This is a genomic window from uncultured Treponema sp. (assembly GCF_945873775.1).
Lineage (GTDB): Bacteria > Spirochaetota > Spirochaetia > Treponematales > Treponemataceae > Treponema_D.
In genome coordinates this window covers 53100-69828 of sequence record NZ_CAMCEC010000006.1, presented here as the reverse complement: position 1 = coordinate 69828, position 16729 = coordinate 53100, and the positions used below count along the sequence as shown (strand labels likewise).

Below are 16729 nucleotides of genomic sequence, written 5' to 3'. Positions count from 1 at the left end.
CCTTCCAAAAAAGCAGTCAAATTCAGCGGGAAAATTTTGTATTTATAATCGCTGGTATTTTATTTTTCCAGTATTCAATTTGAGAATTTTCCGAATTCGCTTTTATATGAGAATTTGTTTTTCCTGCAATGTGTGAAAAACCAATAAACTGCGCTCCGTTTTTATTTGAATAAATGAAAACAGCAGGAACTGGTCCGTACAAAGTTGGAACACGGATAATCACAGCATACATTTCATTTTTATTATTTTCAGAAAACGCTTCATACACAGAAGCCGAAACTGTAAGCGCAGTTTTTATTTTCACCCAGTTTCCAAGCTGAATATTTTCAATGCCGTTATCTTTTAGAACTTGAGCAGTTTCTTTTTTCAGTCCGTTCTTCCAGGAATTTCTTCCAAGCAAAGTGAACACAACCAAAATTGCAAAAAAGCCTGCAAGGATTCCGCAGAAAATTCCGCATTTTATAAGAAGCGTTTTATAAAAAAGTTTTTTTTCATTGTCTACAGTTTCAATTTCATCTTCAAGCATTTTAAACCTCGCTGATTTCCTTTAGGCGCGGAACAAGTTTTTTGGAGACATTTTCGTACAGTTTTTTATCTTCAAAAAATTGAATCACAGGAGAAAGCAAATTTATAACAAGAATCAAAAAAACATAGCCTGCAGAAGAAGTTCCGCTTCCGATTATAAGAAAGCCAATCAGCCCGGCAAAAGTTCCGTAAAGAATTTTTCCCCACAAAGTCATTGGCAAAGTTCCGTACCATTGCAAAAGGTAAAGCGTGCAAAACAAAGTTCCGCTTGTAAGAAGAGCAAGCAAGATGTCGCCTTGAAATGGAATTCCGCCTATAAAAAACGGAAGCAAAAATCTCACCAAAAATGAATAGACAAAAAGGAAAACCGCAGGAAAAATGCAATCCACCATGTCAAACGAAATCAATATAATGGAAGAAACTAAAGTTATAAAGTTGAATCTAAAAGCCGGAATCACAGAACCATTGTCCCAAAACAAGCTTACATATCCGTCTGGAATTGAAATTCCAAAAAACTTAAATACGTAGCTATTCAAAAATTCTGTGATTGAAGAATCCAGTTCAAGCAAAGGAACTGTTCCATTTTGAATCAGGGAAAGCGCCGCATTTCTTGCCTGAAGATCCTGCGCAGAAACAGCAAATGGAGGAAACGCAGAAGGATTCAGAAAATACAAAATAACAATGCAAAGCGCAACAAGATTAGCCCAGGACGAAGCAAAGTTTCCAAATACAAATTTTCCGAGAAGCAATGTAAAAAACACAACGGCAAAAACCGCATATACTGGATAAACCGAAGGAATCAAAAGTCCTGCAATCAAGCCTTGTATTACAGAAATTCTCCAAGTATGTTTTTCAGTCCGCTTAGAAAAATAAAAAGCAGCTTCCGCGCAAACCGAAGCAAACAAAGCAAACAAAAGCACAACAAGAGATTCAAAGCTTTTTGAAAATGCCAGCATAGCGACTTGCACAAGAAGAAGCGCAATCATCACAAATGAAATTGTTCCAAGTGAATAAGATGCGCTTGCAAACGGATTCAATGTTATTTTTGTACAATGTTTTTTCAACTCTATATTTGTCATTTTTTTTCCTTATAATAAAGCTATTGTCTGGCTCAAAGGTAGGCGCGAAGGACAAACGCTGTTGCAGACTGAGCAATGGGAACAAAGCAAACTTGTAGCGCAAATTTCTTTTGGAAGATGATAATTTTCAACAAGATGCTTGTAAAGCAAATCCGGCGAAAGCCCTTCAGGGCATACATTTCTGCATTTTCCGCATCTTATGCAGTTTTTTTCATCTTGAATGCAAAGCTCCGTGGCAGGAACAAATTCCAAAGACTTTATAGATTTTGTAATCGGAATATCCAAAGTTGAAGCCACCATTCCTGTAATCATTCCGTTTACAACAATTTTTGAAGGAGAAATTTTAAATCCGCCACATTGCTCAACAAGACTTTTTATAGAGGCTCCGATTCTTGCCTTGAACATTCCAACGGATTTCAAGCAGCTTCCATGCACATGGACGTAACGCTCAATAACAGGAATTCCTTTTACAACTGCTTCAAAAACTGAAAGTGCAGTTTCAGGATCTAAAAAAAGGCACTTGCTGTTTACTTTTGAAAATTCTGAATTTTTGGAAGCATTGCGAATTGTTCTAATCAAATTCTGCATAAAGCCGCAAGGATACTTTTCTGTATCAGCATTTACAAACAAAAAAGGAACATTGCCAAAAAACTCTGTGGAAATTTCAATGTCAGATTTCTTAGGCAAAGCAAAAACAATTCCTTTTGCGCTAAAAGCTTTGCAGCAAATCAACGCACCCTGAACAACTTCCGAAGTAAATTTCTTTGCAATGAAACTGTCTGTAAATCGGCTTGGATCTTCATCAAACATTCTGACGATTACAAAACGCTCTTTTACAAGATTTCCACGAGTTATCTGGGCGCAAAGTGATTCCGTTTTTTTTCTGAATGTGTTTACAATTCCCTTCACCTTAAATTCTTCAAGCAAAGTTTCTGTGTTCAAAAAATTCCAGTCAACAGAAGGAAGCTTTTTTCCAAGATACGAAAACGCACCGTCTGTAGAGATTTCCGCCGCATTTCCCAAAGTTCCATTAGGAAGCGTACATTTAAAAATCGAAAGTATTTTTCCTGGAACGGAAGAATGAATGTTCGCACCATCCGCAAAATTTTTTGGAGAAGCGATTATCTGACCTTCCCTCACAATATCGCCAGGCTGAAATCCGCAGGAATACTCCGCCTCGCACGACTGCCTAAATGGAATTACAACTTTCCTCGGCAAAAAAGCTCTCACAGAATCCTGAAACATCGGATGTCCAGGCAAAACAAAATTATTAACAGTCTTCATTTATCTTTTTTCCCAAAGCTGACCGAAAAACAGCCAGCAAACTTTTTTTCAAAAAATCAGCTTACAAACTTCTGCGCCGGTTCGATTTTATTACGTACAAAAGCAAAAGAAAAACCGGCACAAAAAGGCATGATAAAATCAAACTCGCGCTGAATCCATCAGGCCGTCTGGAAATATTTTCCTTTGAGCTGTATGCAACGCTCGTATTTTCTCCTTGCTTCAACATCAGTTTTTCAATTGCATTGTAGCCAAGAGATTCAATTTTTTTATCAATGCGGTTTTTAAAATCCGAATTGAATTTCATCACAATTGAATCCGCCTGAAAAATCCTGCCGTTTTTTTCTTCAAAACGAGGAACAGAAACAACGCTTCCCTCTTGCACATTTTCAAAGCCGGAATTTTTGTTTAAGTTTTTGTACGGAAACGACTCCACATTCCAAGCCCAGCTGTAAAAATCTTTTAACGACGGAATTGAACTTTCCGAAGAAGATTCCACAGGAACAGGAAGCGAAACATTTTTTCCAGAAGTAAAACTGAAATTGGAAGAGAAAATAAAACAAAAAAGCAAAACAAGCAAAGGCGCAAGGCAAAGAAGCGTATGAAAAGCCGTTGCAGGATACATAAGCGGAAGCTGAGGCGCAGAAAAAATCTTTATAGTTTTAAAAGAATTTCTTGAATCCATAAAAGATTCAAAAGTTCCAAAAAGAAAAAGAGATGAGCAAGAAGCCAGTCCGCACAAAATCATAAGAAAGCCTTCCTGCCATCCAGAAAGCAAGGCAATCAAAAATGAAACTGCAAGCGGAATTATAAAATACGGATTTTTTTTAAGCACCGAAAAAGCTTTTTTTCTTCCCCAAATCCGCTGAGCCAAATAGCATGAAAGCATATACAGAACAACCGCCGCCGCAACAGGATAAAACGGCTTTGAAAAGGACAAAATCAAACTAAAGCAAGCAGAGAAAAAAAACGGAAATTTATTTTTAGACAAATAAGCAAACGCAAGAAAAACAATAATGCAAACAACAGGAACTGCAAACGGATACTGCTGAATTCCGTCTATTCCAGCTTGAAGCCCTGTTTCCTGCGAAAGATTTTCCAAGGCTTTTAAAATTTGCTGACCCGAGCCATTCGGAACATAATAAAGCAAAAAAGATTTTGAATAGTCAAAAAAATATCCAAGCCGGCTTGTCAAATATTCATTGCAAGAATCTGGAAGAACAGGCGTAAAGTCTGAAACTAATGGAATCTGCTGCCTGCCAAGACTTATGATATTCTGGCAGCCTGCGTTTTCAAGATATGAAAGAACTTTTTCCTCTGGAATAGATTTGTCTGCATAAACAACTTTATAGCTGTCCCAAATTCTAAAAACAGGAATGCTCCTAAAGACAAAGAGAAAAATAAAAGCGGAACAAACCGCCGCAATCGAAAATGAAATTTTTACTTTGCTAGGCTTCATTTTAAACACTGAATGCAAGTCCAATAAAAAAGCCAAGCAACGAACCAATAATAACTTCCGCCGGAGTATGTCCCTGAACTTCCTTTATTGGCTTGACTTCTTCAATTATATTTTTTGCAGCAAGAAGACGGCCTATTTTATTGAGCATTGCAGCCTGAAGTCCATTTGCGCGGCGTACTCCAACAGCATCGCGGATTGTAACCAAATAAAAACCAAGCGAAAGAATAAAAACATCGCTATTAACGCCGGAGCGAAAGCCAATTGTAGTGCAAAGCGTAGCTACAAGCGCGGAATGGCTAGACGGCATACTTCCTGTACGCCACAAAAGCAGTTCGAACAATTCTTTTAAACTATGAACTTTTCCAGAGAAAAGCTTTATAAGAGTTTTTACAAGTTGAGCAGACAGCCAGCTGAATAAGCACGCCAAAAAAGCAGGCTGAGAAAAAAACAAATGGAGCTGTTCCTTTAAATTCATGTGCAGAATTATAGCATATAAGCATAAATTATTCTATAATCGGAGCATGGAATTTATAGAATTTGAAGCAAAGGAGGACGATGACGGAAGACGGCTGGACAAGGCTGCAAAACGCATATTTGAGTCAAAAGGAATTCAGCCAGAAAATATTTTCAAGCTCATAAGAAAAACGTTGATAAAGCTGAACAACAAAAAATCATCTCCAGAAGACAGAATCAAAAGCAAAGATAAAATTTTCATAGCAGATTTTTTACTAAAAGAAAATGAAAATAAAACTGAAAAAAATGAAACGACAAAAGCTCATGATTTTTTTTCAGTTCAGACTGCATTCAAAAATGAGCACTTATGGATAATAAACAAGCAAAGCGGAATTGAAGTTCAGCCTTCAAAAAACTCAAGTTTCTGCCTCGCTGATTTTGTCGCGCAAAACACGCAAACCGCTTCCCTTTCATTCAGGCCGGGACCGCTTCATAGAATTGACAAATTCACAACAGGACTTGTCGCATTTTCCCAAAGTCTGCAAGGCGCAAAATGGTTTTCTGAAAACATAAAAAATCACAGCATAAAAAAAACTTATCTTGCAATTGTTGAAAACATTCTCCCGGAAAATGAGCTTGCAATTTGCGACACGATTGAAGAAAAACCAGCCTGTACAAAAGTAAAAAAAATTGCGCAAGGAACATTCTGCGGAAAAGAAATTTCACTTGCAAAAATCCAAATAGAAACTGGAAAAAAACATCAGATTAGAATTCACTGCGCAAGCCGTGGCTTTCCGCTTTTGGGAGACAAACTTTATGGCGGAGCAAAAATTCCAGACGGAGAATTTTCTAGCTGCGGATTTTTTCTTCATGCCAGGAAACTTGAATTTCCAAAAGGCAATCCTCTTTTGCTTCCAAATGAAATTCAGGCAGAGATTCCGCCTTTATTTAAAAAATTTATAGAAAATTTCTTGAAAATTCCCACTGCTGAATTTATAATTTAATATATGAATTTTATTTCAAAAATGATGCATACAGGTCTTACAGTTTTCGCGCTTGTCGGTGAAAGCGGAACAGGAAAAAGTTTCCGTGCAAAACTTCTTGCGCAAAAATACGGAATCGAAGCAATTATTGACGACGGACTTCTCATAAAGGACGATAAAATTCTTGCGGGAAAAACTGCCAAGCACGAAAAAACATACATGGGAGCTGTAAGAATTGCGCTTTTTGATGACAAGCAGCACCGAGATGATGTTGCAAAGGCTCTGCAAAAAAATAAAATCAAAAAACTTCTCATAATCGGAACAAGTGAAAAAATGGCAGGAAAAATCGCCACAAGGCTTCAGATTCCACTGCCGTCAAAAATAATCAAAATTGAAGACATTGCAAACCGCGAAGAAATTGAAAAGGCAATCCGCTCAAGGCAAATCGAAGGCAAGCACGTAATTCCAGTTCCGGCTATTGAAGTAAAAAAAAGCTATTCGCAAATTTTCCATAATTCACTTAGAGACATTGCAAACAAAAGCAAACTCAAATTTTTAAAGAAAGAAACTTCGGTGATGGAAAAATCAATTGTAACTCCAGAGTTCAGCAAAAAAGGCAGAATTGAAATTTCAGAAGCCGCGCTCAGCCAGATGGCAATGCACTGCATAAACGAATTCTCGCAGGAAATCAGGATAAAAAAACTTTCAATAAAAACAGACAGCCGCGGATACAGGCTCATAATCACAATCGATGTTCCGTTCGGCCGCCAGCTCACAGGTGAAATTCACAGCCTTCAGCAATACATAATCGAAAACATCGAAAAATACACAGGAATTTTAATTGAAGAAGTCAGCATAATAATAGACAAAATAACGGTAAACAAATAAAAATATTTCCGCTTTAAATGAATAATTTTCAGGTAATTGACTTCAAAACATTTGAACATTAAAATAGTCGCACTGTGTTAGTTAGATATTCTACAGATGAAAAAGGAAATCCAGTAAAAAAAGCCGTTGTTTATACAAAAGAAGAGCATTGCATAAAACGGGAATCAATAGATCCGGACGCTATTTTTATCATCGATTGCTTAAAGAAAAACGGTTTTGACTCTTATATTGTCGGAGGAGCTGTAAGAGATCTTATTGGAGGCAGAACGCCAAAGGATTTTGATATTGTAACAGACGCTACTCCAAGCCGCATAAAAAAAATTTTCAGGAATTCACGCATTATCGGAAAGCGGTTCAGGCTTGTGCATATTTTCTTTGGAACAAAAATTTTTGAAGTCAGCACATTCCGTTCAATTATAGACGGCTCAATCGGAAACGCATTCGGCTCTATGGACGAAGATGTGCTGCGCCGGGATTTCACATTGAACGCGCTTTACTACGATCCTATAAAGCAGCAGATTATTGACTATGTAGGCGGAGTTGAAGACATAAAAAAAAGAATCGTAAGACCTGTAATTCCAATTGATAGAATTTTTATAGAAGATCCTGTAAGAATGCTAAGAGCTGTAAAATACGGAGCAACAACAGGCTGCAAGCTTCCGCACAAGTTAAAAAAGAAAATCAGAACATCTGCCCCACTTTTGTCGCCAGTTTCTCCTTCAAGGCTCACGGAAGAATTCTTAAAAATAATAAACGGCGGGCATTCATTTGAAATTGTAAATGCCGCTTTGGAAACAGATTTGTACGAATATCTTCAGCCGGCAGCTTCAAATTTAATTCTTGAAAATAAGAAATTCGCAAAGTCATATCTTGAGAATTTAAAAAAATTAGATGAGTTCGTAAAGCAAAACCACGACTCAAGGCTTGGCGAGCGGCTTTATTTTCTCTTAAAGGATTTTGTTGAGCAGCTTACTGACTGGAAGCTTGAAGTTCAAAGCGAATATTCAGCGTCGGAACTTTACAAAAGAACCTGGGCAATCTGCAGGAATTTTGTGCTTCCGATAAATCCGCAGAGAACGGAACTCGATTTTGCAGTGCGAAAACTTTTGCAGGACGCAGGAATTCAAGTAAAAACAAAACGCGCAAAAAGAACCAGAAGACTTCACATTCAGCAGGAAGCCGAGCAGAAAAACTAACTTTGCAAAAACCGCAGAATGTCGTCCATAACTTCTTCACGGTTTATTTCGTTAAAAAGCTCATGGCGCGCATCTTCGTAAAGCCGAATTGAAACATTTTTCATGCCGGATTTTTTATAGCAGTCAAAAAGTTTTTTTACAGTCTTTCCGTAAGAACCAACAGGATCTGCAGTTCCAGCAACAAGAAAAACCGGCAGTTCTTTTGGGATTTTAAAAATATTGCATTTTTTGTGAATTTGGCGCAACCCTGAATATATGTCGCACAAAAATCCATTTGTAGCATCAAATCCGCAAAGTTCATCTTTTATATAAAGGTCAACTTCATCTTTGTCCCTTGAAAGCCAGTCAAATTCCGTGCGGCGATTTTTTATTTTTGAATTTGAAAGTCCGAACGTTAAGAAATTCATAAAGCGGCTTTGCTTTTTTGCACCTTCAAAAAACTTTATAATTCCGCCAATAAAATTTGCAAAGGCAACAGTCAAAGGCCTAGGGCCAGCAGTTCCGCAAAGAACAGCCTTGTCAATTTCAGTTCCATATTTTTCAATTACATTTTGGGCAATAAACGAACCAAAGCTATGTCCCAAAAGAAAAACCTTTTTTCCGGGGAAAAGTTTTTTTGCATACAAAATTTCTTCGTGAATATCCTCTGTTACCCGGTTGAACCCGTCTTTATCAGAAAGGAAACCAAGCGTTCCAGTTCCGTCAGACTGAGCTTTTAGACCGGTTTTTCCGTGTCCTCTGTGATCTTCAGCAATCAGCGCGATTTTATTTTTTGCAAGAAATTCCGCAAAGTAAGAATAACGGGCAGCGTGCTCAGCCATTCCGTGGCTTAAAACCACAACAGCTTCAGTTTCCGCTGGAATCCAATGATAAACAAAATTTACATTTCCATCAGACATGGAAAGTTCTTTTACTTCCAGATTCATTATTTTGCCTCTATTCTATATGATACAAAATGCAATATAATACGTCAAATTTTTAGTATTTTTATAGTTAACTTGTACAAGATTTTTTTAATCTACAAAATAAATCCTGCCGTTTTTGCAGCAGGATTTTTTTGCAACCAAAGTTAAATTTTCATGTTCATGGCTTCGCGAACTTCATCCAAAGTTTTTATTGCAATCGCGCGCGCTTTTTCCACGCCGTCAAGAAGAACCTTCCTTATGTAGTCAGGATTTTTTTCAAGTTCTGCCCGTTTTTGTCTCAAAGGACGAAGCTCTTCATTCAAGGCTTCTGCAAGCACTTTTTTAAGCTCGCCGCTTCCCTTTTCTCCAATCCGTTCAGCAATTGCCGCCGGTTCTTCTTTTGTGCAAAGAGAAATCAGCATAAGAAGATTTGCGACTTCCGGGCGATTTTCAGGATCATAAGTTATAACGCGCTCAGAATCAGTTTTTGCTTTCTTTATAAGCGAAGCAGTTTCGTCTTCTGTGCTGCAGAGGAAAATTGCGTTTCCACGGCTTTTGCTCATTTTCTGGCTTCCGTCCAGACCAAGGATGCTCGGAGTTTTTGAAAGCAATGCTTGCGGCAAAGGAAAAACAGGTTCGCGGTTCTTGCAGAATTTGCGGTTGAAAGCCTTTGCAATATTCCGTGTAAGCTCAATATGCGGAAGCTGGTCTTTTCCAACAGGAACAACATTTCCCTTGCAGAAAAGGATGTCGCACGCCTGATGAATCGGATATGTGTACATTCCAGCATTCACATTTGTAAGTCCCGCGCTCGCAATTTCTTCTTTTACAGTCGGATTTCTTGAAAGCTCTGCATTGCTCACCAAAGTCATAAACGGCAGCATAAGCTGGTTGCATTCCGGAATGTAGCTATGCGGATAAATTATAACATTTTCACCAGGCTCAATTCCGGCGGCAAGATAATCGATTACAAGCTGCTTTGTGTTCTGGCTGATTTTATCAAACGCATCATGGTCAGTAAGAACCTGATAGTCCGCAATAAGAATCATTGTAGGCACGCCAAGTTTTGCAAGGCGCACTCTGTTCTGCAAAGAGCCAAAATAATGCCCGATGTGAAGATTTCCAGTCGGACGGTCGCCAGTAAGAACCCTGTATTTCTGCGGATTCACTTGAATATCTGCTTCTATCTGCTTTGAGCGTTCCACTGACGCCAAAAAAGTCTTGTTGCTGTCAAATTCTTCTTCTGCCATTTGATTCCTCAAGTTAAAAAAGTGAGCTTTAGATTATCATATTGCGCGGCGTTTAGCAATTAGAGCCAGTTCAAGAGAAAAATTCAATTGGCTGGCTCAAAGAATTTACTGTCTTATTCCGCAGCCTCGTCCCAAAGCCTCTTTATAAACCTGAACATATTTTTCCGCAGCCTCGTCCCAGCCAAATGTTTTTTTCATTCCGGCTTGCTGCATTTTTTTGATGTGGTCTTTTTTGTTGTAGTACGCCCAGACAGCCCAGCCAACAGTATCATAAATAGCACGCGGAGTAAGCTGTTCAAATACAAATCCTGTGCCTTCGCCAGTTTGCTGATTGTAGTTGTCAACAGTGTCCGCAAGTCCGCCAGTTTTTCTTACAATTGGCAAAGTTCCATAAAGCATTGAATAAATCTGATTCAAGCCGCACGGCTCATACTTTGATGGCATAAGGAAGAAATCGCTTCCGGCTTCAATAAGGTGGCTCAAAGCATCGTCATATCCAATATAGGCTCTAAGGTTCGGAAGTTTTGACTGCAAAGCGCAAATTTCATTTTCGCACCAGCTTTCACCGCTGCCAAGAATTGCAAACTGAACTTTCATGTCCGTGCAAATTTGGTAAATCGAGCCGTAAGTCGGAGCAAAAATTTCAGCAATGCCCTTTTGATCTACAAGGCGTGTAACAATTCCAATTACAGGAATGTCAGGATTTACTTCCAGTCCCATTCTTTTCTGAAGCTCTTCCTTGCACTTTGCTTTTCCTGCCATGTTTCTTGCTGAATAAGTCGCAGGAATTTTTTTGTCGATTTCTGGATTCCACTGACGCAAATCTGCGCCGTTCAAGATTCCTTTTATAACATCAGCCCTTGCGCGCAAAAGTCCGTCCATTCCGAATCCGCCTTCCGCAGTCTGAATTTCATGCGCATAAGTCGGGGAAACTGTCGTTATCATGTCTGAAGAAGAAACTCCAGCCTGCAAGAAATTTATTCCGCCGTCATGCTCAAAGCCCGCGCCATAATAAAGCCCCCAGTCAATTCCAAGAGCTGGAAACGAATTTTTTGAATACTGGCCTTGGTAGCCCTGATTGTGAATTGTAAGAACGCTCGCAGTTTTTTCAAATCCGCAGTAACGGCAAACATGCTTTAAAAGAACCGGAGCAAGACAAGTTGACCAGTCGTGGCAATGAATTATATCAGGAAACCAGCCAAGCTTGCGGCAAAGCTGAAACGCTCCGTGGCAAAGAACAGCAAATCTATAAGGGTTGTCGTGGAAATCAGTTTCAGAAGGAACACCATAAACTCCGTCTCTTCCAAAGCACTGCTCGTGGTCAATAAAATAAACAGGAAGTTTTTCGCAGCCCGGCATTGTTGTTGTGTAAACTGCCGACCAAGTTTCAACTGTTCCAGCGGCAATCGCCATAGGACCTTCAAGCTTTACAAGCTTGCTTCTGTCGATTTTATAGTAGCGCGGCATAACAATTTTTACATCATACCCCATTTTTGTAAGCTGAATGGCAAGTGCGCTCACCATGTCCGCAAGTCCGCCTGTCTTTGCAAAAGGAACTGTTTCCGCCGTAACCATTAAAATTTTCATTTTTCTTCCTCCAAATCTTTCATTGCCTTTACAAAAGGCTTTCTTGAATTTTCAATTGATTTTTCGCTCACACAGTATGCAAGCCGAATCCAGCCCTTTCCGCCAAAGCCGCTTCCCGGAGCAGAAAGAATATTGTATTTCTTTAAGTAATCACAGAAAGCCATATCATCCGCACCAAAAGATTCTGGAGCCTTGCACCACATATAAAACGCGCCTTCTGGAACAATATGCTCAACTCCAGCTTCGTCCAGCACATCCATAAGCATATCGCGGCGTTTTTTGTAAAGAGAATAGTCAACCTTTACATTCCAAGTTTTTGCAACCACACGCTGAAAAAAAGCCGGAGCGTTTACATAGCCCAAAATTCTTGTTGTAAAAATACAAGCGGCGACAACTTCATCTTTGTCAGGGCAGGCAGGATTTACACAAATGTAGCCGATTCTTTCACCCGGAAGACTTAAATTTTTTGCAAACGAAGTTACAATAATTGCGCTGTCATAAACCGGAAAAACAGGGGCAACAGAGTTTCCGTCGTAAACAATCGCGCGGTAAGGCTCGTCGCACACAAGATATGGTTTTCTTCCGCATTTTTTTGCATGAAGCTCCAAAACATCGGCAAGTTTTTTTATTTCTTCCTTTGAATAAATGCGTCCAGTCGGATTATTCGGGCTGTTTATAAGAACAGCGGCAGTTTTTTCTGTTAAAGCGGCGGCAATCGCATCCACATCAAGCGAAAAATCAGGCTTTGCAGGAACTTCAATTAAATTTCCGCCGTAATTATGGACATAGTGCCTGTATTCTGTAAAAAATGGAGAAGGAACTATAACATTGTCGCCTTCAGAAACAATCGCCTTAAAAAGACTGTTTAAAGCTCCAGCCGCGCCAACAGACATTACAACACAGCTAAAGTCAACGGGAACGCCTTGTTCAGATTCCGTTTTTTTTGCCATCGCCTCTCTTGCAAACTGATAGCCAGGATTCGGCATATATCCATGGAAATTTTTTTCACGCTTTTTTGCAAGCTCTTCTATGCACTCAAAAATTTCTTCCGGCGGATCTAAATCCGGATTTCCTATGCTGAAGTCAAAGACATTGTCTTCTCCGTATTTTTTCTTAAGTTCAAGGCCTTCCTCAAACATTTTTCTAATTACGCCAGCAGTTTTGCTAGTCATTGTTTCCTTTATATAAGGCGAAACAGGCATTTATCTTGCACTCCTAATAACTCAAAGCTTGTTTGTTTTTATTGAAAAAATTATACCACACAAATATGGATTTAACAAATTTTATTCGTTGATTGCAAGAATTAAAAAAAATAAAAAAAAATGCAAATTTTAAACTAAAGTTATTGACACAAAATGTGCTATAGTATATAGTCTTTTCATCAGCTTGATTAATGGCAAGTTGATTATCTGCTGCTTTAGCTCAGTTGGTAGAGCACGTGATTTGTAATCTCGGGGTCGTGGGTCCAAGTCCTACAAGCAGCTTTCATCGGGGAGTTTCCCGAGTGGTCAAAGGGGGCAGACTGTAAATCTGTTGGTTTTCCTTCGTAGGTTCGAATCCTTCACTCCCCAAGCAGGCACTAAGTTTTCTTAGTGTCTTTTTTTATTTTTAAATCATTCATATTTCCAAATGTCGAATATAGATTACCGGGTCTAGCCCGATAATGACAATAAAATATAAAATCAACATTCAGGCTTCAAAACAAATCAAATCGTAAAAAAGTTTCCACACTTAAACTGAGGAATTACAATATCATAAAAAGACGCACCCTTGAAGCTAAAAGCCCCAAAGGTGCAAAATTGGAGGAAAGTTATTCAGAGTAAAATAATTTTAAAGCTATATGCAGTTATTTCCGCTTAAGATACTTTATGCTGTCAAGCGCAACCGCCGCAATAATTATAAATCCTTTGAATACAAACTGAAGGTTCGTGTCAATTCCAAGGAACGTAAGGCAGTAAGTAAGGCTTGTGAATATTATAACACCAAGAACTGCGCCGCCAATTTTTCCTATTCCGCCGTTAAATGAAATTCCGCCTACAACACAAGCAGCAATAGCATCAAGCTCATAGCCCTGCCCTGTTCCTGCGCTGGCGTTTGCCTTGAAAGCTTCAAAGAACGCGCCGAATCCGTAGAAAATTCCAGCCATAATGAATACGCCCAAAGTTACCTTGAAAACACTGATTCCGCTTACACTTGCAGCTTCTGCGTTTCCACCTACAGCATACATATTTTTTCCAAACGTTGTCTTGTTCCAGATAAACCAGGCGACAACAATTGCAATTGCGGCAGGAATAATCAACTTCGGGAATGTAACAAGCTCGCCGTTTATAACTCCAAGAACCCATCTTCCGCCGAAAACGTCCTTGATTCCGCTGTCAATCGAGCCGACTGGAGTTCCGCTTGTTCCAAAGAACAAAAGTCCGTAGATAATAAGCTGAGTTGCAAGAGTTGAAATAAACGGATGAATCTTGAGCCTTGCTGAAAAAACGCCGGCAAACGCGCTGAAAAGCACACAAAGGAACACAGAAGAAAACAAAGCCATTATTACGCGGACAGCCATAGGAATCGCAGTAAAATCCCAAGGTCCCATTCCAAAGAAAGTAACAATATTCTGTCCCGGATGAAGCACAAGACCTGTAACAACCGCTCCAAGAGCAACCATTCGGCCTACACTCAAGTCTGTTCCGGCAAGAAGAATAAGCCCCGCAACTCCAAGCGCATAGAACATACGGGTTGAAGACTGCTCAAGAATTGTAAATATGTTCGGAAGCGAAAGAAGATTTCCGTTTCCAGAAATAGGAGCAAGGATAATGCAGACTATAAAGAACACAAGAATCGCAAGGTAAAGTCCATTGTCAAGGAAAAACTTTGAAGGCTTGAACTTGTAAATGTAGTCGTTCAAGTTAAGCACAAAGTCTTCTGAAAACTTGTTTTTTCCGTTGCGAAGGCTTCTGTTTTTTTGAACGTGATTTACAAAAGCCTGATTTTTTGCGTCCTTGCATCTTCCAACTGCGGAAGACAAGCGGCTTTTTGCATCGAACAAAGAAGATTTAGTTTCATATTTAAGAGTCGCGATTTCTTCTTTTAAAGCGGCGGAATCCATTCCAGAAGACTTCAGTTTGCTTTCTTTTTCAGCAGATTCAGATTTTATCTTCAATACTTCCTGCGCAAAATCCTGCTTATGCTTTGCAATGGATTCATTTTCAGAGAGAACAACCTGCGCGATGTATTCCTTTGAAATTGTGTTCGCATAGGCAACGGCTTCTTTTTCAACACGGATTTCTTCCGCCTTGTTTTTTGCCGCTACTTCCTTGGCTTTTTCAATTCCATCTTTTTTTTCTGAAATCAGACGCTGCTTTTCTGCAGAATCAATCATCTTGCTTTTTTTAAGTGAAAAAATTTCCTGTTTTAAGTCGGCGATTTTTTTCACTCCATCTTTCCGAAGATTATGCAGAGTTTCGGAATATCCGCGGAGTTTTTCGTCTTCATCCAAAGTCTTTATTTCTGCAACAGATGCTTTTTCGTTCATTTGCTTGCTCCTAGTAATCATAAGTATTTTGCAGAAAGCCTAAGCAAGGCTTCCTGATCCGTTTCTTTTGTATTTACAATTCCTGCAAGGCGGTGGTTAGACATAACGGCGATTCTGTTTGTAATGCCCAAGATTTCAGGCATTTCGCTTGAAACAACGATTATTGTCTTTCCTTCTTTTGCCATGTTTATAATCAGCTGGTAGATTTCATACTTTGCGCCAACGTCAATTCCGCGTGTAGGCTCGTCAAGCAAAAACACCTGCGGCTGCCGCTCAAGCCATTTTCCGATTATAACTTTCTGCTGGTTTCCGCCGCTAAGAGAACTTATAAGCTCATCAGCTGAAACGCATTTTGTATGCATGGTTTTTATTTCGCGGTTGGCGGCCTCCTGCATCTTACGGTTTGAAAGCACACCGAATGTCTTGTAGCTGTCAAGGTTTGTAATCGTTGTGTTGAACTGGATTGTGTCTTTTCCGAACATTCCGTTCAGCTTACGTTCCTCGGTAACAAGCGCAAAACTATAGTCCATAGCATCCTTGCTGTTTTTAAAGTGAAGCTTTTTTCCGTTCATTATAATTTCTCCAGAAGCGATTGTTCTGATTCCGAACAAAGACTCCAAAAGCTCGCTGCGTCCAGCACCAACAAGTCCGTACAATCCGAAAATTTCACCTTTCTTTACCGTAAACGAAATATCTTCAAGAACAGGCTCGTACTTTGTGGTAAGTCCGCGGACTTCAAGAAAATCCTCGCCCGGAACATTGTCCACATCCGGGAAACGCTTGTCCAAAGAGCGTCCAACCATTGCAGAAATAAGTTCGTTCATGTCGGTTGATTCGACAGGCTTTGAAAGAATCATCTTTCCGTCCCGAAGAACAGCGACTTCATTGCAAATCTGGAAAATTTCATCCATCTTGTGCGAAATATAAACAAACGAAACTCCCTTGTTTCTAAGGTCGTCCACTATGGAAAAAAGCTTGCTGACCTCACGCTCTGTAAGTGAAGATGTAGGCTCGTCAAGAACTATTATTTTTGCGTCGTAAGAAACCGCCTTTGCAATTTCAACCATCTGTCTTTGGGAAACAGACATTGTGCGCATAACGGTCTTTGGATTTACATTCATGCTAAGAGAAGCAAAAAGGCTGTTCGCTTCCTTGAGCATCTTAGCTTCGTCAACAATTCCCGCCCTTGTTGGATAGCGGCCAAGAAAAAGGTTGTCTGTAACAGTACGGTCAAGGCACTGATTAAGCTCCTGATGCACCATTGCGACTCCATTTTCAAGAGCTTCCTTAGGATTCTTAAAGTTTATGGGCTTTCCCAAAAGCGAAATTGAGCCTTCATCCTTTGCATAAATACCAAAAAGGCATTTCATCATTGTGGATTTTCCGGCTCCGTTTTCGCCCATAAGCCCCAGAACAGTGCCTTTCTTTACAGTAAGATTTATACCGTCAAGGACCTTGTTCTTTGCAAATGACTTTGAAAGATTTTTTATTTCCAGAACTATATCGTCCATAACGCTCCTCTTTCATCTGCTTAAAAAATGCCATGCCTTTTCGGGGCATGGCAATCTAAAAAAATCAAATACCTTTAAAAGTG

14 protein-coding genes and 2 tRNA genes are annotated in these 16729 nt (G+C 39.5%); 5 read left to right on the top strand and 11 right to left on the bottom strand.

Annotated elements, in window-relative coordinates:
* Positions 1-22: 22 nt before the first annotated feature.
* The 5 genes from Q0N70_RS04635 to Q0N70_RS04615 all read right to left on the bottom strand — a co-directional run bounded on the left by Q0N70_RS04635 (position 23) and on the right by Q0N70_RS04615 (position 4819).
* The gene (locus Q0N70_RS04635; protein WP_294014327.1) at positions 23-526 is read right to left on the bottom strand and encodes a hypothetical protein; all 504 of its coding nucleotides are present in this window, start codon (positions 524-526) and stop codon (positions 23-25) included.
* 1 nt (position 527) lies between these two features.
* Positions 528-1604, bottom strand: coding sequence for an RnfABCDGE type electron transport complex subunit D (locus Q0N70_RS04630; protein ID WP_294014326.1), 1077 nt, complete (start codon positions 1602-1604; stop codon positions 528-530).
* Between the two features lie 9 nt (positions 1605-1613).
* The gene (locus Q0N70_RS04625; protein WP_294014324.1) at positions 1614-2888 is read right to left on the bottom strand and encodes a hypothetical protein; all 1275 of its coding nucleotides are present in this window, start codon (positions 2886-2888) and stop codon (positions 1614-1616) included.
* Positions 2889-2949: 61 nt separating this feature from the next.
* The gene (locus Q0N70_RS04620) at positions 2950-4344 is read right to left on the bottom strand and encodes a hypothetical protein (RefSeq protein ID WP_294014322.1); all 1395 of its coding nucleotides are present in this window, start codon (positions 4342-4344) and stop codon (positions 2950-2952) included.
* 1 nt (position 4345) lies between these two features.
* A complete protein-coding gene (locus tag Q0N70_RS04615) occupies positions 4346-4819 on the bottom strand; it encodes a divergent PAP2 family protein (protein ID WP_276749859.1) in 474 nt (157 codons plus the stop codon).
* Between the two features lie 46 nt (positions 4820-4865).
* On the opposite strand from Q0N70_RS04615, the gene Q0N70_RS04610 reads away from it, so the two are divergent.
* The 3 genes from Q0N70_RS04610 to pcnB all read left to right on the top strand — a co-directional run bounded on the left by Q0N70_RS04610 (position 4866) and on the right by pcnB (position 7864).
* Positions 4866-5801: an RluA family pseudouridine synthase gene (locus Q0N70_RS04610; RefSeq protein WP_294014318.1), complete on the top strand. Its 936-nt coding sequence runs from the start codon at positions 4866-4868 to the stop codon at positions 5799-5801.
* Positions 5802-5804: 3 nt separating this feature from the next.
* On the top strand, positions 5805-6668 hold the full coding sequence (locus tag Q0N70_RS04605; RefSeq protein ID WP_294014315.1) for a hypothetical protein: 864 nt from the start codon (positions 5805-5807) through the stop codon (positions 6666-6668).
* A gap of 74 nt (positions 6669-6742) precedes the next feature.
* Positions 6743-7864 carry a polynucleotide adenylyltransferase PcnB gene (pcnB, locus tag Q0N70_RS04600; RefSeq protein WP_294014313.1) on the top strand — a complete coding sequence of 374 codons (1122 nt, stop codon included), beginning with the start codon at positions 6743-6745 and terminating at the stop codon, positions 7862-7864.
* On the opposite strand, the gene Q0N70_RS04595 is transcribed toward pcnB, so the two are convergent.
* The 4 genes from Q0N70_RS04595 to Q0N70_RS04580 form a co-directional block, all read right to left on the bottom strand.
* Positions 7861-8790, bottom strand: a complete 930-nt coding sequence (locus tag Q0N70_RS04595; protein WP_294014311.1) for an alpha/beta fold hydrolase — start codon at positions 8788-8790, stop codon at positions 7861-7863. The genes pcnB and Q0N70_RS04595 overlap by 4 nt on opposite strands.
* Before the next feature lie 143 nt (positions 8791-8933).
* Positions 8934-10019: a tryptophan--tRNA ligase gene (gene trpS, locus Q0N70_RS04590; RefSeq protein WP_294014309.1), complete on the bottom strand. Its 1086-nt coding sequence runs from the start codon at positions 10017-10019 to the stop codon at positions 8934-8936.
* Between the two features lie 105 nt (positions 10020-10124).
* The gene (locus tag Q0N70_RS04585) at positions 10125-11606 is read right to left on the bottom strand and encodes a glycogen synthase (RefSeq protein WP_294014307.1); all 1482 of its coding nucleotides are present in this window, start codon (positions 11604-11606) and stop codon (positions 10125-10127) included.
* Positions 11603-12808, bottom strand: a complete 1206-nt coding sequence (locus Q0N70_RS04580; protein WP_294014306.1) for a pyridoxal phosphate-dependent aminotransferase — start codon at positions 12806-12808, stop codon at positions 11603-11605. Before Q0N70_RS04580 ends, Q0N70_RS04585 begins: the two co-directional genes overlap by 4 nt.
* A 209-nt stretch (positions 12809-13017) precedes the next feature.
* On the opposite strand from Q0N70_RS04580, the gene Q0N70_RS04575 reads away from it, so the two are divergent.
* Both Q0N70_RS04575 and Q0N70_RS04570 read left to right on the top strand, forming a co-directional pair.
* Positions 13018-13090 (top strand) — tRNA-Thr (locus Q0N70_RS04575).
* A gap of 6 nt (positions 13091-13096) precedes the next feature.
* Positions 13097-13177: transfer RNA gene (locus Q0N70_RS04570), tRNA-Tyr, on the top strand.
* Between the two features lie 275 nt (positions 13178-13452).
* Here the strand turns inward: Q0N70_RS04570 and Q0N70_RS04565 are convergent.
* Entirely contained in the window at positions 13453-15135 is a 1683-nt protein-coding gene (locus tag Q0N70_RS04565; protein WP_294014304.1) for a galactoside ABC transporter permease, read from the bottom strand.
* 17 nt (positions 15136-15152) lie between these two features.
* Positions 15153-16646, bottom strand: a complete 1494-nt coding sequence (locus tag Q0N70_RS04560; RefSeq protein WP_013701548.1) for a sugar ABC transporter ATP-binding protein — start codon at positions 16644-16646, stop codon at positions 15153-15155.
* Between the last annotated feature and the right edge of the window lie 83 nt (positions 16647-16729).

Excerpts from the sequence above, each read along its gene's own strand:
- Q0N70_RS04635 (WP_294014327.1), bottom strand. The coding sequence starts at position 526 with ATGCTTGAAGATGAAATTGAAACTGTAGACAATGAAAAAAAACTTTTT.
- Q0N70_RS04630 (WP_294014326.1), bottom strand. The coding sequence starts at position 1,604 with ATGACAAATATAGAGTTGAAAAAACATTGTACAAAAATAACATTGAAT.
- Q0N70_RS04625 (WP_294014324.1), bottom strand. The coding sequence starts at position 2,888 with ATGAAGACTGTTAATAATTTTGTTTTGCCTGGACATCCGATGTTTCAG.
- Q0N70_RS04620 (WP_294014322.1), bottom strand. The coding sequence starts at position 4,344 with ATGAAGCCTAGCAAAGTAAAAATTTCATTTTCGATTGCGGCGGTTTGT.
- Q0N70_RS04615 (WP_276749859.1), bottom strand. The coding sequence starts at position 4,819 with ATGAATTTAAAGGAACAGCTCCATTTGTTTTTTTCTCAGCCTGCTTTT.
- Q0N70_RS04610 (WP_294014318.1), top strand. The coding sequence starts at position 4,866 with ATGGAATTTATAGAATTTGAAGCAAAGGAGGACGATGACGGAAGACGG.
- Q0N70_RS04605 (WP_294014315.1), top strand. The coding sequence starts at position 5,805 with ATGAATTTTATTTCAAAAATGATGCATACAGGTCTTACAGTTTTCGCG.
- Q0N70_RS04595 (WP_294014311.1), bottom strand. The coding sequence starts at position 8,790 with ATGAATCTGGAAGTAAAAGAACTTTCCATGTCTGATGGAAATGTAAAT.
- trpS (WP_294014309.1), bottom strand. The coding sequence starts at position 10,019 with ATGGCAGAAGAAGAATTTGACAGCAACAAGACTTTTTTGGCGTCAGTG.
- Q0N70_RS04585 (WP_294014307.1), bottom strand. The coding sequence starts at position 11,606 with ATGAAAATTTTAATGGTTACGGCGGAAACAGTTCCTTTTGCAAAGACA.
- Q0N70_RS04580 (WP_294014306.1), bottom strand. The coding sequence starts at position 12,808 with ATGCCTGTTTCGCCTTATATAAAGGAAACAATGACTAGCAAAACTGCT.
- Q0N70_RS04565 (WP_294014304.1), bottom strand. The coding sequence starts at position 15,135 with ATGAACGAAAAAGCATCTGTTGCAGAAATAAAGACTTTGGATGAAGAC.
- Q0N70_RS04560 (WP_013701548.1), bottom strand. The coding sequence starts at position 16,646 with ATGGACGATATAGTTCTGGAAATAAAAAATCTTTCAAAGTCATTTGCA.